At 70.8% G+C, this 13,218-nt stretch carries 15 protein-coding genes and 4 pseudogenes; 13 read left to right on the forward strand and 6 right to left on the reverse strand.

What is annotated here, in order from left to right; genetic code table 11:
• Nucleotides 1-75 precede the first annotated feature (75 nt).
• Nucleotides 76-672, forward strand: coding sequence for an isochorismatase family protein (locus ACFYWQ_RS31375; protein ID WP_389521022.1), 597 nt, complete (start codon nucleotides 76-78; stop codon nucleotides 670-672).
• A gap of 139 nt (nucleotides 673-811) precedes the next feature.
• Here the strand turns inward: ACFYWQ_RS31375 and ACFYWQ_RS31380 are convergent, their stop codons facing one another.
• Nucleotides 812-1,165 (reverse strand): hypothetical protein, encoded by a 354-nt coding sequence (locus tag ACFYWQ_RS31380; protein WP_389521024.1) that lies wholly within the window; start codon nucleotides 1,163-1,165, stop codon nucleotides 812-814.
• A 411-nt stretch (nucleotides 1,166-1,576) separates the two neighbouring features.
• Here ACFYWQ_RS31380 and ACFYWQ_RS31385 point away from each other — a divergent pair, with 411 nt between their 5' ends.
• From ACFYWQ_RS31385 to ACFYWQ_RS31400, 4 genes and pseudogenes are all read left to right on the forward strand, one after another.
• Complete coding sequence (locus tag ACFYWQ_RS31385) at nucleotides 1,577-1,807, forward strand: hypothetical protein (protein ID WP_389521026.1); 231 nt, start codon at nucleotides 1,577-1,579, stop codon at nucleotides 1,805-1,807.
• On the forward strand, nucleotides 1,804-2,049 hold the full coding sequence (locus tag ACFYWQ_RS31390; protein WP_389521028.1) for a hypothetical protein: 246 nt from the start codon (nucleotides 1,804-1,806) through the stop codon (nucleotides 2,047-2,049). Before ACFYWQ_RS31385 ends, ACFYWQ_RS31390 begins: the two co-directional genes overlap by 4 nt.
• A 94-nt stretch (nucleotides 2,050-2,143) precedes the next feature.
• Nucleotides 2,144-2,296, forward strand: a pseudogene (locus tag ACFYWQ_RS31395) (HAD-IA family hydrolase); the annotation flags it as partial.
• Between the two features lie 378 nt (nucleotides 2,297-2,674).
• Complete coding sequence (locus ACFYWQ_RS31400; protein WP_389521102.1) at nucleotides 2,675-3,610, forward strand: phosphotransferase family protein; 936 nt, start codon at nucleotides 2,675-2,677, stop codon at nucleotides 3,608-3,610.
• 347 nt (nucleotides 3,611-3,957) lie between these two features.
• Here ACFYWQ_RS31400 and ACFYWQ_RS31405 read toward each other — a convergent pair whose 3' ends face one another.
• Nucleotides 3,958-4,302 (reverse strand): MerR family transcriptional regulator, encoded by a 345-nt coding sequence (locus tag ACFYWQ_RS31405; RefSeq protein ID WP_389521030.1) that lies wholly within the window; start codon nucleotides 4,300-4,302, stop codon nucleotides 3,958-3,960.
• A gap of 872 nt (nucleotides 4,303-5,174) precedes the next feature.
• Between ACFYWQ_RS31405 and ACFYWQ_RS31410 the strand changes: the two are divergent.
• Both ACFYWQ_RS31410 and ACFYWQ_RS31415 read left to right on the forward strand, forming a co-directional pair.
• Nucleotides 5,175-5,321: pseudogene (locus tag ACFYWQ_RS31410) on the forward strand (XRE family transcriptional regulator); the annotation flags it as partial.
• 884 nt (nucleotides 5,322-6,205) lie between these two features.
• Nucleotides 6,206-7,138 (forward strand): annotated as a pseudogene (locus ACFYWQ_RS31415) (IS630 family transposase); the annotation flags it as partial.
• Nucleotides 7,139-7,190: 52 nt separating this feature from the next.
• Here the strand turns inward: ACFYWQ_RS31415 and ACFYWQ_RS31420 are convergent.
• Together ACFYWQ_RS31420 and ACFYWQ_RS31425 are read right to left on the reverse strand one after the other, a co-directional pair.
• On the reverse strand, nucleotides 7,191-7,409 hold the full coding sequence (locus ACFYWQ_RS31420; RefSeq protein WP_389521031.1) for a hypothetical protein: 219 nt from the start codon (nucleotides 7,407-7,409) through the stop codon (nucleotides 7,191-7,193).
• Between the two features lie 178 nt (nucleotides 7,410-7,587).
• Nucleotides 7,588-7,965 (reverse strand): nuclear transport factor 2 family protein, encoded by a 378-nt coding sequence (locus ACFYWQ_RS31425; RefSeq protein WP_389521104.1) that lies wholly within the window; start codon nucleotides 7,963-7,965, stop codon nucleotides 7,588-7,590.
• Nucleotides 7,966-8,220: 255 nt separating this feature from the next.
• On the opposite strand from ACFYWQ_RS31425, the gene ACFYWQ_RS31430 reads away from it, so the two are divergent.
• Both ACFYWQ_RS31430 and ACFYWQ_RS31435 read left to right on the forward strand, forming a co-directional pair.
• A complete protein-coding gene (locus ACFYWQ_RS31430; protein ID WP_389521032.1) occupies nucleotides 8,221-8,553 on the forward strand; it encodes a hypothetical protein in 333 nt (110 codons plus the stop codon).
• Nucleotides 8,554-8,765: 212 nt separating this feature from the next.
• A complete protein-coding gene (locus ACFYWQ_RS31435) occupies nucleotides 8,766-9,587 on the forward strand; it encodes an SDR family oxidoreductase (RefSeq protein ID WP_389521033.1) in 822 nt (273 codons plus the stop codon).
• Nucleotides 9,588-10,063: 476 nt separating this feature from the next.
• On the opposite strand, the gene ACFYWQ_RS31440 is transcribed toward ACFYWQ_RS31435, so the two are convergent.
• Nucleotides 10,064-10,396: a helix-turn-helix transcriptional regulator gene (locus ACFYWQ_RS31440; protein ID WP_389521034.1), complete on the reverse strand. Its 333-nt coding sequence runs from the start codon at nucleotides 10,394-10,396 to the stop codon at nucleotides 10,064-10,066.
• 111 nt (nucleotides 10,397-10,507) lie between these two features.
• Between ACFYWQ_RS31440 and ACFYWQ_RS31445 the strand changes: the two genes are divergently transcribed.
• From ACFYWQ_RS31445 to ACFYWQ_RS31460, 4 genes and pseudogenes are all read left to right on the forward strand, one after another.
• Entirely contained in the window at nucleotides 10,508-10,912 is a 405-nt protein-coding gene (locus tag ACFYWQ_RS31445) for an STAS domain-containing protein (protein ID WP_389521036.1), read from the forward strand.
• 151 nt (nucleotides 10,913-11,063) lie between these two features.
• Nucleotides 11,064-11,633, forward strand: coding sequence for a GNAT family N-acetyltransferase (locus ACFYWQ_RS31450; RefSeq protein WP_389521106.1), 570 nt, complete (start codon nucleotides 11,064-11,066; stop codon nucleotides 11,631-11,633).
• Nucleotides 11,560-11,844, forward strand: a pseudogene (locus ACFYWQ_RS31455) (hypothetical protein); the annotation flags it as partial. The gene ACFYWQ_RS31450 and the pseudogene ACFYWQ_RS31455, both read left to right, overlap by 74 nt.
• Nucleotides 11,845-11,862: 18 nt before the next feature.
• The gene (locus ACFYWQ_RS31460) at nucleotides 11,863-12,033 is read left to right on the forward strand and encodes a hypothetical protein (RefSeq protein WP_389521108.1); all 171 of its coding nucleotides are present in this window, start codon (nucleotides 11,863-11,865) and stop codon (nucleotides 12,031-12,033) included.
• Between the two features lie 4 nt (nucleotides 12,034-12,037).
• Here ACFYWQ_RS31460 and ACFYWQ_RS31465 read toward each other — a convergent pair whose 3' ends face one another.
• Nucleotides 12,038-12,949 (reverse strand): XRE family transcriptional regulator, encoded by a 912-nt coding sequence (locus tag ACFYWQ_RS31465; protein ID WP_389521110.1) that lies wholly within the window; start codon nucleotides 12,947-12,949, stop codon nucleotides 12,038-12,040.
• Nucleotides 12,950-13,218: the final 269 nt, after the last annotated feature.

The raw sequence follows: 13,218 nt of genomic DNA on the forward strand, positions 1-13,218 counted from the left end.
GGAGTCCCGCTGAGGGAAGTACTGCGTGGCTGAGTGAAAGATCCTGTTCGTGAGAGCGGAGTGGAGGACAGCGGCATGGGACGTGCGCTGATCGTGGTGGACGTGCAGAACGATTTCTGCGAGGGCGGCAGCGTCGCTGTGGCCGGCGGTGCCGAGATCGCGGTGAAGGCGTGCGACCTGGTCTCACGGGCGGATGAGGCCGGGTATACGCATGTGGTGGCGACGCGGGACCATCACATCGACCCGGGAGATCATTTCTCCGACACCCCCGACTTCAAGACGTCATGGCCGGTGCACTGCGTGGCTGGTACGGAAGGATCCGGCTTCCACCCGGACTTCGTCCCCGCGGTGGAGGCGGGAGCGGTCGACGCCGTCTTCTACAAGGGCGCCTTCGAAGCCGCCTACAGCGGCTTCGAAGGCGCCGACGAGGACGGGACGGGACTGGCGGCGTGGCTGCGGGAGCGGGGTGTCACCGCGGTGGACGTGGTCGGTATCGCCACCGATCACTGTGTGAAGGCCACCGCCCTGGACGCGGCCGCGGCAGGTTTCGCCACCCGAGTGCTGCTGGACCTGACCGCCGGCGTCAACCGCAGCACCATCGACCAGGCCCGTGAGGAACTCCGCCAGGCCGGGGTGGAACTGTCGGGCGTCCCGGTGGTCGCCGAAGCGTAGAGATTCGCCCCCTCTCGCGGTCCGGCCCGGGCTCACGCAGAGCACTGGGCCGGACCTGCTGTCGTCGGCGGCCTTCTGCACGCGCCTGCCCCGCCGAAGGCCGGCGGGAGCGGTGGTGCAGGGCACGCCCGGCGTGTGTTCAGGAGAACACGACGGAGCGCAGGAGCAGGCGGTCGGACGCGCCTGCGCCCGGGCGCAGGGTGTAGTAGGTGTCGCCTTCGCAGTCGGCGTTGAGGAAGACGGTGGCGGTGGCGTCCGTGCGGTTCATGGGCGCCCTCGAGGCCGTTCCAGGGGCGGAGCCGGGCGCGGGGAGGTTGATGCACTCACCGCTGGCGGGGTTGTTGAGGAAGCCGACGGCTTCGTATCCCTCGGCGGTGGAGTAGGTGTAGCGGAACTGTCCGGTGGCCGCGGAGGCTGAGCCAGGCAGGGCCAGAAGCAGGAGGAAGGCGCTGCAGGCAGCGCCGGCGGCCGCCGTGATGGAGCGAACGGTCACGGTGATCTCTCTTTCGGGGGACCGGTGCGGTCAAGGCCGACGATGCCCCCGCTGACTGCGGGATAGGCGCTTTGTCCCTCGAACGAGAACGCCGAATCGTTCCGCTTCCGGCGGCAGGCAGCCAACGCCACCATGGCCGCCGCGGCGCGCGGCATCTCAGCCCTCAGAGCGTCGAGGCTGCGCGCAGACCCATGCCGTGCCGGTGGCTCGGCGTGAGCCGCAGGGTGCTCTTCGGATCGGTATCCGTGTCTGTCTGTTCCAGGACAACGCTGTCCCTGTCGCCGTCGTCGGCGCCGTTCTAGAAGCCCTCCACGCCATCGACTCCACCCGCGTCCTGCTGCCCACGGCGGTGTCCCTGCACACCGGTCTTCCCGCCGCCTTCCTGCGCCCCGCTCCCAAGGCACACGGCACGTGGCAGCAGATCGAGGGCGCCGACCTGGGAGGCCGGCGGACGGTCCTGCTGACGACACCGCCCGCAGCGGCGCCAGTCTCCTGCGCAGCGTCCGCCTGCTGCGGATCGGTGGCGCGCTGGTCGGCATGGCCGTGTGCGTCCTGGACCGGGACGCGGGCGCCACCGCCCTGCTCGCCGACCACCACCTGGTCCTGCGCGCTCTGGTCCGAGCCCCGGACGGTGCCCGGTGACGACCTCCCGCAGAGCGGCACTGTTCGACCTGGACGGGGTGCTGCTGGACAGCGCGGCCGCGGTGCGTTCCATCCTCGCGGCGGTCGCCACCTGCGCTCTCGGGCGTCGCGTGACGCCGGGCGACCTTCCGCCCGGCGCGTTGCGCCGCCCCCGCTGCGAGGTCCTGGCGCCCTGGACGTCGCCGATCCCGACGACGCGTGCGACCGCTGGTGGGACGGCGCCCTGTCGGCTCACCCGGTGAAGCCGTTCCCCTGCGTGCTCTCCGGCCTGCTGGCCCTGCGTGCGCAGGGCACGGCCACCGGCGCTGTCAGCCTCCAGGACCCCGACCGCCTGCGGTGGCCGAACTGCTGGATGTCGTCATCACCCGCCAGGACACCCGGCCCAAACCGGTCCCGGACGGACTGCAGGCCGCCCTGCGCCAGCTGGACGTCCCACCGGAGGCCGCGGTGTACGTCGGGGACAGCCCCACCGACATGACCGCGGCCCGCGCCGCCGGAGTCGTTGCGCTCGGCGCAGTCTGGGGCTGGCACCCTCCTGCCGCGCTCCGTGCCGCCGGGGCTGATCACCTCCTGCCCGAGCCTGCCAGCATCGGGCCGTCTCTGCTGCACCACCTGCCCCTAAAAGGGCGGCGGCGCGTGACCCGGCACCACCACTACAGTGGAGGGGCGCCCCAACGGGCGCCCCTTTTTGCACTTCTGCACTCAGAGGACACAGGCGAATGCGCGCGATGCGGCGACGAGCGCCCGGCGTCGAGCTGGAGCACTGAGACAGCGGATCCCCGCTCCTCAGCCCCGACTCGCGGTCCGGCTCGGCGCGCACCCCAACACCCCGCCACCCGTTTTTCCGGACCTCTGAAAGCTGCCCCGATGCCTGTACCGCCCACCAGCGGCCGTCTGCAATGGACCGACGTCCCCACGCCCCTGCGCGCCCGCCTCGAGGACGCCCTCGGTGCACCCGTCACCGACACGGTCACCCCCGGCGGCGGTTTCGGCCACCAGTTCGCCGCCGCGCTCATCCTGGCCGACGGCCGGCGGGCCTTCGTCAAGGCGGCCCCCGACGACGATCCGCTGACCGACGCCAACGTCCACGAGGCCGCAGTCCTCGGCTCACTGCCGCCCGGCGCCCCCGCTCCGGACCTGCTGGGCTGCCACCGCGCCGCCGACTGGACCGCCGTCGTCATCGCCCACTTGGACGGTCCGCACCCCGACCTCTCCCCGGCCTCCGGCGACGCCGAACAGACCTGGGCGCTGCTGGACAAGCTCACCTCCAGCCCCGCCCCGGCCCCCTACGCCGCAGCCGTGAACAGCACGCCCTCCACCACGGCGGCCCTGCACGGCTGGGACGAACTGCTTGCCGATCCGTCGGCCGACCTCGCCCCCGCCGCCCGTGACCGCCTGGAGCAGCTCGCCGAACTCGAGGCGGCCTGGCCCGGCCTCGCCCACGGCGACCGCATCGTCCACGGCGACCTGCGGGCCGACAACATGGTCCGCGACCACACCCTCGGCGTCGCCTTCGTCGACTGGGCACACGCCACCACCGGTCCGGCCTGCATCGACGCGGCCTCCCTCGCCCCGCAGCTCGTCCTCGCCGGACACGCGCCCGCAGACGTCGCCCGGCTGCTCCGCGACCACCCCGCCACCGCCGACAGCCACGAGACCACCACCGCGTTCCTCGCCGCGCTCACCGGCCACTGGCACCGCAACGCCCGCAAGCCCGCACCCCCCGGCGCCCCCGGACTGCGCGCCTACCAGCACCGCGCGGCGGCAGCCGGCCTCGCGCTCCTCAGCTACCGCGTGAGCTGAACCGCAGCTGTCCGAGCTGCCCCGGCACATCGACTGGGGCCCCGGTACGTGTACGGCCTCGGCGATGAGGCCGACGTGATCTTGATGTATGAGCGGGTCATCCGCGAGTCCCAGTCACCGGCTTACCTGATCGAGCTCCTGGACGCAGCGACACTGCGGCGCTTGTGGCCGGCTCTGTTCCTGCGAGGCCCGGCCCGGGCAGCGTGGCAGCGGCGATTCCCCGAGCTGCGGCAATGGCGAGCCGGACCCGACGTGTCGTGGATGCGCCCCGCGCCGGCTCGCCTGGTGTTGGCGCCTTTCGGGCCCGGACGCCGCTTCCTGCGCGGTGTGGGAGCTTCGAGCCGGCGTCAGGCTGGGGTTCTCGGCTGCGGCTGGGTGGCTTGGGCGCGCAGTTGTTCGTTGATGCGCTGGGCTTCTTCGAGCTGGTCTTCGAGGATGATGATGCGGCAGGCGGCCTCGACGGCGGTGCCCTGGTCGACGAGTTCGCGGGCGCGGGCGGCGATGCGCAGCTGGTAGCGGGAGTAGCGGCGGTGGCCGCCTTCGGAGCGCAGTGGGGTGATCAGGCGGTGTTCGCCGAGGGCGCGGAGGAAGGCGGGGGTGGTGCCGAGCATTTCGGCGGCCCGGCCCATGGTGTAGGCGGGGTAGTCGTCGTCGTCGAGGTTGTCGGCGGGGCGGGTACTGCGAGGGGGCATAGACCTCTTCTTTCCGGGGGATGCGTCGGGGGGCCCGGGTGCCGTACTGGCACCCGGGCCCCGAGCTTTCAACACCATCTACCGGCCGGCTGCGCCGGCCTTCTTTTTCCGCAGCCGCCTGGGAGGGCGGGGTTGCGGGGATCGCGGATGCGTGACCGGGGACCACCTTCCAATCCGGGGCCTTGCGGTACCCGGGCGGAGGGCTTCCTCGCCCGGGCGATCCTGATGGCGCCTTCGCTCCTTACCTTCGGTTACTCGGTTGTACTGCCGGAATACCGCGGGTACTGCGCACGACCCCTTTGGGCCGCGTCCTGCTTGACCTGCCGGCACGGCAGTTCGTGTCTGCCGTGCCCACTGTGACTTCCTGGGTACGGCGAAGACAGTAACTCTGCGACAGGTCAATGTCTACTGTCGCCACGACAGGTTTTCTCCATTGGAGGTGTCTGGAGTTCTTCCGCAGATACACCCGGAAGAGTGCTGTCCCGGGTTGCATCCCGGCTCGGCGGGCACACACTGAACCTGGCGGCACAACCGATCGAGGGTGGGGTGGCAGCGCATGACCGGCACGGAGACGACCCTCGCGGTGTCCTCCGCCGGGGCCCTGGTCGTGATGGAGGGCGACCGTCCCGGCGATGTCGCCCGCGCCCGTGATGCCGCCCGCGCCTTCCTCACCAGCCTGGACCCGGCCCCGGCCCCGGAGACGGCGCAGACCCTCGCTCTGGTGGTCTCCGGACTCACCATCAACGCCCTGCGCCACGGCGGCGGCCGATACCCCCTCGAACTCGTGGCCACCGCCGACGCGGTTGACCTCGTCGTCAGCGACTCAACCCCGCGCCCCCGCGGGAATGCGCTCCCGATCTCAACGGCGGCGCCGGAACACCGCACCCATCGGCAGCACCGACGACCCGCGGATGCGCCGGCTGACCGTCTACCTCCCGCCCGCCTGGGCCGCGCGCCTGTTCACCGCCCAGCAGCGGGGCGCCGGCGACCAGCAACTCCGCCGCATCGTCGCGGAAGGCCCTGCGCCATGACCTCCACCGCGAGCTCCTCCACCACCACGCCGTACCGCATCCCGCACACCCCCGTGTGATCGACTCGGGCAGCAGCGTACGAAGGAACCGCCGACCGCGTTGGGGCCTGTGGATAACCAGGCGCTGGGGTGCGGCCCGAGCCGAACCCCAGCGCCTGGTTATCTCCGCCATCGACCTGTCGACCGCGATGTCCTTGCAGAACAGATTGCCCTCGAGGAACAGCGCCGTCGCGCTCTGACCGACTTCGGCATCGCCGCAGGCGCGGGCATCCGCTGAGACCACCATGTCCCCCCGCCGACCGACCGCCGCCACGTGGTGATCATCCTGCGCCACTTCACCGTGGGCGGCCTGGAGCGCGCTCTGCTCTCACACGTCCCACCCTGCTGGACGCCGGAAGCGAGGTCACTGTCTGCGTCCAGGACCTAGGCCGCGACAACGCCCTCATCGCCGAACTCCCGGCGCGGGCCCGGCTCATCACCGCGCCCCCGGGCCGCTTGGCCCGCCACGCCCTCCTCACCCGCCTCGTGCGCGGCCGCAGCGTCCTGCTCCGGTTCGGCGACGGCCGCAGGCTCCGGCTGGACGCCGCGGTCACGGATGTCCCGCCTTTCGGAGCCGGCGCCGAGTCTGCCAACGGGTGAGGCGCCCCTCGCCTCCGCTCCCTCTGCGGTGCGTACAGCGTCACGAGCCGATAAGAATGTCGTGGGTGCCGATCCGGCGCCAGACGATGTGCTGCTCGCCTTCTCTGAACTAGTGCCGCATCAGACGAGGTTCGCCCTGTTGTGACGTGACGCGCCGTTCGGATGCTGGTCCGGACGGCGCGGTGTCGCCAGGCTGTCCGGGTGGCAGAACGAGTACGGGTTCGGGAGATCGATATCAACGCCGACGGCTTCGATTCGCTCTACCCCAAGTACAAGGGCGGTCGGCCGAAGACCTTCACCCTCCCGGAACGGCGCGAGATCAAGAAGATCGCCAAGTCCAAGCCGGCCGAGCACGGCCTGCCGTTTTCGACCTGGAGCCTGGCCAAGCTGGCCGACTTCCTGGTCGCCGAGGGGGTGGTCGACGACATCAGCCACGAGGGCCTGCGCATCATGCTCCGCGAGGAGGGCGTGTCGTTTCAACGCATAAAGACCTGGAAGACCTCCCGTGACCCGGACTATGCCGCCAAGAAGGCTCGCGTCGAGCACCTCTACGCGCTCGCCGACGGCGAGGTCATACCCGAGGACGGCGAGCCCGAAGTCGTCTTCTGCCTCGACGAGTTCGGCCCGCTGAACCTCCAGCCCCACCCCGGGCGGCAGTGGGCCGAACGCAGCGGACGGCACAAGGACCCGGTCCGGGAGCCCCGGCCCCGCCGCCGGGCGACCTACACCCGCCCGCACGGGGTACGGCACCTGTTCGCCGCCTACGACCTGGGCAAGGACAAGCTCTACGGCCACATCAAGCCGAAGAAGAACCGGACGAGGTTCTTGGAGTTCTGCCGCCACCTGTGCAACCTCTACCCGCCGCAGATCCGGATCGCGATCGTGCTCGACAACTTCTCCCCGCACCTGACCAAGAAGAAGGACACCCGGGTCGGCGACTGGGCCGCGCCGAACAACGTCGAGATCGCCTACACCCCAACCAACAGCTCCTGGCTCAACCGCATCGAGGCCCAGTTCACAGCCCTGCGCTACTTCGCACTGGACGGCACCGACCACGCCAGCCACAAGGAACAGGGCAGCATGATCCGCCGCTACATCATCTGGCGGAACAAGCACTCCTCTGACCAGCGCCTCCGCAAGGTCGTGACCAAGGCGAACGTCGCCTGAATCGGGCCGTGTTGGCGTTCACCGCTGCGGTCAGGCACCAGCCCTTGTGGCATCACGTTGCCCGAGCCTGACCGGCCAGCCACCGCTTCACTTCGTGCCAGGCGGCCCGCTCTTCCGCCTCGGTGCCCCACCACCAGGTGAAAGGCGAGTCGTCGGACATCAACTCCTCCCGCCACCAGTCGAGGCTGTCGGCCAGGTGACGGCGGGCGACCGGTCCCATCTCCGCCTCCCAGCGGGCGAGCCACGGGGCGACCGAGGAACTCGCGGTCACGCAGCTCTCGAACACCGCACACGCCGAAACGGGCGGCGACTTCGTCCTCAGGGTCTGCGTCCACCACGCGTCCAGGAATCCGGTCAGGGCATCCGCTGGGGCGGACGCCCCCTCAACACCGCCGCCTGACCGACCGCGAACCGCAGCCCCGGAGTGCCGAAAGGTACAGAAGGACGACTCAGGAGGCGGACGGCTCGATCTCCCCCGCAAAGACGATGACCTGGTCGATGAGGCTCCGCCGCAGATGGACGACGTCCGTTCCCGCCAGGCGGGGGCCTCCATCCGGCGTGGTGAAGACCCACTGGTACCGGGCCCACTCGTCAGGCATGTCCACCGCTGAGCAGCGCACCATCGTGCCGGTCCCCGCCGGGTGGCTCCGGATGTCCAGCACGAACCGCTCGACCGCCGCGATTCCTTCGCTGCGACCCAACGGCCCCCAGAAGACCACGTCTGAGGTCAGGGCCTGGGAGAGCAGGGCAGTCACATAGCTGTCGTCCGAGGCGTTGAACGCGGAGATGAACGTGTCGATCGCGGAGCGTGCCGTCTCTTCCTGCATGCCCCAGTAATACCAGCCGTTGCGCATGCGCTCGTCCCGCGAGCCGCCGTCCGATCACGGTGGACCATCCCGGTCACAGCACTAGCGACGGGGGCGACTCCGTTGGAATTGTGACAAAGGCCTCTTCGTCGCGTCGGTGTCCTGCCCGGCGTACGGTGTCGCTGGCGACGGTGTGCAGGGTCATCCAGAACGACGCCCTGGAGAGCCGCGCGGTCGGTCGTCGAGGCGGGGTTCGCCCTAGCAAAGGTCACCGAGGTGGCGGCTGCGGTACGCGGCGCGTTGAAGAAGGCCGCCCGCGAGCGCTCCACCACTTCCTGGTCACGGCTGCGCCGCCAGCTCGGCTCCGCCTTGTCTCATCACCTTCACCCCGACGACCAGGTCGCTGTTCTCGCCCAGGTCGACGCCCACACACCGGCCGGCGAACCCCTCCTCACCGTGCTCGTTGCGGCCACCGACTCCAGTTCGGTATCTGTGTTTCAGCGGGTGGCGAGCCAGCTCGGCAGGACGGTGCCCGATGACACTCAGGCGGCCCGCTCACAGTGGCAGACCGACGCCCTGCACCTCCAACAGATTTACCGTTACAAGTGAGGTGGGGCCGCTCAATCGGATGGTCCATAGGGTGAACGGGGCTGCTGGCACAATGATTCGCCGTGCCCTGCAGGCGCTCGGCGAGCAGGCCGGCACGTCGATGGTCACCGCCGGGGCCGCGGCCAGCGGGCGTCCTGCTCCGGGGCCTCGCCGTCGACCGGGTTCTCCAGAAGCACAGCAGTTTCGTGGTGCTCATCTTCTACGGTCGCGGCATGACAGTCCTGATCATCGGTGGCAGCGGGTTCCTCGGCTCTGAGCTGGTCCGCCAGTCGACAGCAGCAGGGCACACGACGGCCGCGACCTTCGCCTCCAGACCGGGCAGTGCCGCGGCTGCCGCGTGGCACGCACTGGACCTCCGGGACCCCGGCCGCATCGAAGCCGTCATGGCCGAGGTCAGGCCGCGCGTGGTCGTCAACGCGACGAGCCGCGAAGCGGACTGGGCGGTCACAGCTGAAGGCCCGATCCGCCTGGCGATGACCGCGGCCCGGTACGGCATCCCCTTGGTCCATGTCTCCAGCGACGCGGTGTTCTCCGGCATGGACCGGATCCATTACGACGAGACGTGCGTTCCTGACCCACTCACTGCCTACGGTGCGGCGAAGGCCGCGGCGGAGACAGGCGTACGCCTCGTACACCCGGATGCTGTCATCGCCCGCACCTCATTGATCATCGGTGACCGGCGGTCGGCGCACGTGCGGCTGGTGCACGACCTCGCGGCCGGCGCCCGGACCGGCGTCCTTTTCACCGACGACATCCGCTGCCCCGTACACGTCGGCGACCTGGCTGCCGCGCTGCTGGAACTCGCGGCCTCCCACGCACACGGTGTGCACCACCTCGCGGGAGACGATGCCGTCAGCCGCTACGAACTCGGCGTCCTCATCGCCCGCCGCGACGGGCTCGACGCCTCCCGGCTGCCCACGAGCCTGCGGGCCGACAGCCGGCTTCCCCGGGCACTCGACGTCCGCCTCGACAGCCGCGCCACCCAGCAACAGCTCCGCACCACGCTGCGCGGCGCGCGGCAGTTCCTTGCTTGAGACGCCATCGGCGGGCGTGGCGGATCTGCTCTCCGCGCCCGCGGATATAGCTCCTGGACACAGCGGCCGTGACGCTGGCACGGACTCCGCGTCCTTGCCCGCCCGCTGGCCGACCAGGTCATGGGCGACCATCGGCAGGTCGCGTTGCTGTCTCGACGCCGTTGTCCTCAGGGGCCACGATGACGTCGCCGGACACGATGTAGGGGTCTGCCGCGGTGCCCGTGCCGGTCACGGTGACGTCGACCGTAGGCGTGCCGGCGGCCTGGAGGGCGGTCGGGTCGGCGGGGCCGCCGTCGCCGCTGATGACGTAGGACGAGCTGGCTGAGCCCGATGCCGTCGACGGCGATGCCGGGTCCGGCGATGACGGGGCAGGAGCAGCGCGGCGCTCCGCAGCAGTTGGCCATGTGGAGGGCTCCGTCTCGTGTGCGAGGTGGAGCCCGGCCCACAGCCGGCGGCTTTCCGCAGTGGAAGTCTGGCTAGTGGTGGACGGGCTGCTGGCCGGTGCGCTCGGACTCGTCCTGCACCAGGAGGGACAGGAGCGAGGCGAGGGGGAGGCCGGCTTCGGCTGGATGCCGAAGGACCTTGCCCGGCTCGATCCGGTACGTGTTCGTGCGCCCTTCCCGGGTGTGGGAGAGGTAGCCGCCCACCTCGAGGTCGGCGATGATCCGCGAGACGGCGCGCTCGGTGAGCCGGCAGCGGGCGGCGATGTCCCGGATGCGGACGTTCGGGTTGTCCGCGATCGCGGCCAGGACACGCGCGTGATTCGTGATGAACGTCCATCCGGTGTGGGATTCAGGGGCTCCAGCCATGGCCGGATTTTACGATGCCCAGCTTGTCGCAACAGAAATACATGACATACATTTCCTGCATCCGATGTCATGTCTGCCCTCCGATGGGGGGATCACCGGAGGGAGTCGAGCATGCCCTGGGAACACACCGCCGCGCCCTCACTGCTGGACACGTCGGGCGGCGTGCGGGCGCCGCGGCCGGTCCGCGAGTCTCTGGTGCCGGAAAGCGCGGCGCTCCGGTACGAGTGCCGAGGGGCGCAGGTCGTCGAGGCCCGCGGCGCCTACGACATGCACACCGTCGGACCCCTGGCCGACGCGCTGGAGGCCGCCACCGGGACGCACCCCAAGGTCGTCCTCGACGCCTCACAGGTCACCTTCGCTGACTCGGCCTTCCTGAACCTGCTGCTCCGCACCCACCGGACGGGGAAGCTGCGCGTGGCCGCACCGTCGAAGCAGGTCCGGCGACTCTGCGAGATCACGGGCGTCGACGGCGTCCTGAGGATCCGGGACACGGTCGACGACGCAGTCGACTCCTAGGAGCGTGGGTCAGTAGACAGCTCCTGGAATGCCTGCCTCGTGGTGGAGTGGGGGCTGTCGGGCGCTGCTGTAAAAGGCGTGGTTGCCCGTCAGCCGTGATGCGACGATCAGTTCCGCATCGTTGATCCAAATCCGCGTCCCGGAGGTCTGCATGGACATCGCCTCACTGCTGCCGATGACCACGCCCCGGTTGTCGCTGCGTCTGTTCACTCCCGGCGACGCTGACGACCTGTACGCCTACCAGAGCCTGCCGAGCGTGGCGCGCTACTTGTACCGGCCGGCGCACACGCGGGAGCGCAGCGAGCAGGTTGCGGCCGAGCGCGCGGCGCATTCGGTTTGGTGCGCCGACGGTGACAAGCTGGCGCTTGCTGTGTGCCGACGCGATGAGCCCGGCGTTCTTGGCGAGGTGACGCTCACCCTGGCCGATGCCCGCGCGGCCCAGGCCGAGATCGGCTGGACTCTCGACCCCCGTCACCAGGGGCACGGCTATGCTACTGAGGCGGCCGTGGCGCTGGCCGGGTTTGCCTTCGACAGGCTGGGCGTGCACCGGCTCTACGCACGGCTGGATGTGGAGAACACCGGGTCTGTGCGGGTCTGTGAACGCCTCGGGATGCGTCGGGAGGCGCACCTGGTCGAGAACGACCTCGATGGGGATCGCTGGGGCAGCGAGTACATCTACGCGGCGCTGGCCGCGGACTTTGGCGGTCAATCAGGCAGTTGAGCTCGACGCCGCCTGCGCGTGCTCTTCCCGCTGCCGAACGCACCGTTCACCCAGACGATCAACGCAATCCTCCCCTTTTGCCGCTCTGCCCCCCGCGGACCGGCACACCGGATCAGCATGCCGCTACTCCACGATCTCGGTCGAGTCGGTCCGCTACTCGGTCCCGCACCAGCTCGTCGACGAGCGCGTCTGGGCCCGCTCCCACGGCGACGAACTGATCGTCACCGCGATGGCTGCGGGCAGCGCGGTCGAGGTCACCCGCCACCCGCGCCCGCTGCCGGGCAGCCCGCGGATCGCCGACAAGCACTACCCCGACGCCCCGCGCGGCGAACGCACGGCCGGGCGAGGAAGGCCCGTTCGGGCCGTACGGCGACGATCGCCTGTCTTGTACGGCGAGTGAGCCATCAGGCGAGGACACCGACGCGGGCGGCGAGCCCGCGTAGCTCGGTGGTCGTCCGCCCGGAGACCAGCAGCCCGGAGACCAGCGACTTCACCGCCGGACGGGCGTGTATCTCCTCCGGCGCGTGGTGCTCGGCGGCCAGGAGAGCGCGGATGCAGTCGTCCCGGCGGCCCGAGCGGGCGAAGGCGGTGGCGACGTCGGTGTAGTAGCGGGCCCGCCTCTCCGCGCTCGGCAGGCTCCCGGGCGCCACCGCCTTGGCCGCCGCGAGCGCGGCGGACGGGTCGCCGGCGGAGTTCTCGGCGGAGACCAGGTGCAGCTGGACGGTCATGGGGCTGAACCCTCCGCCGTGGTCCCGCAGCACGGCGGCCTGGCCGAGCTCCCGGGCGATGGCGGCGGCCTCGCCGGTCAGCTCCCGCATGCCGGCCGCGTCGCCGGTCTTCGCGGCGGTGTAGGCGGCGGACTGGAGCAGCAGGCCCCGCTGGGCCGCCAGTGCCGGTTCTCCGCCGCGCAGGGCGGGGTGGTCGGCGGCCGTCAGGGCGATGGATAGTGCCTGCTGGTGCCAGTCGGCCTTGCGGGCGAGGACGGCGAGCTGCCGCGCGGCCTCCGCGACCAGCAGGGGCTCGCCGACGGCTTCGGCGGCCTGGCGGGCGCGGTCGGCGGCCATCCAGCCGAGCTGCTGCTCGTCCAGCTTGATCAGCATGCGCGTGGCCAGCAGATAGCTGTGGGCCAGAAGCCCATCGTCCCCAGCGCCTCTGGCCCGGGCGTGGGCCGCGCAGATCAGCCGGGGCAGCCGTGCGGCCAGGCTCCCGTACGCGCAGGCATGGAAGTCGGTGAAGGCGCGGACCAGATCGGTGCGCAGGACCGCCGGCGGCGGCACGGTGACACCCGCATGCAGGCCGAGCATGGCGTCCCGCACGCGCGCGACAGAACCTCGCCGACGGCAGCGTCCTCGCCGGGTGTCTTGCCGGTGGGCAGGATGGGGGCGCCAACGGCTGCGGCGGCCGTGACCGCGAGGTTCGCGAGTAACTTCCTGCGCCGCACCGGGTCCTCCCCGTCTTCTCGACGAGCCGTCTTGGCCACCCTAGGACGTGGCAGGAGCGGGCAGGCGGCGGTTGGCCCGATCACGCGCCCGTGGCGGACCTCGGGCGGGGCGGTCAGTCCCAGGGCCTGCGACGGGATGCGGAG

The organism is Streptomyces sp. NPDC003247 (assembly GCF_042888135.1).
Classification (GTDB): domain Bacteria; phylum Actinomycetota; class Actinomycetes; order Streptomycetales; family Streptomycetaceae; genus Streptomyces.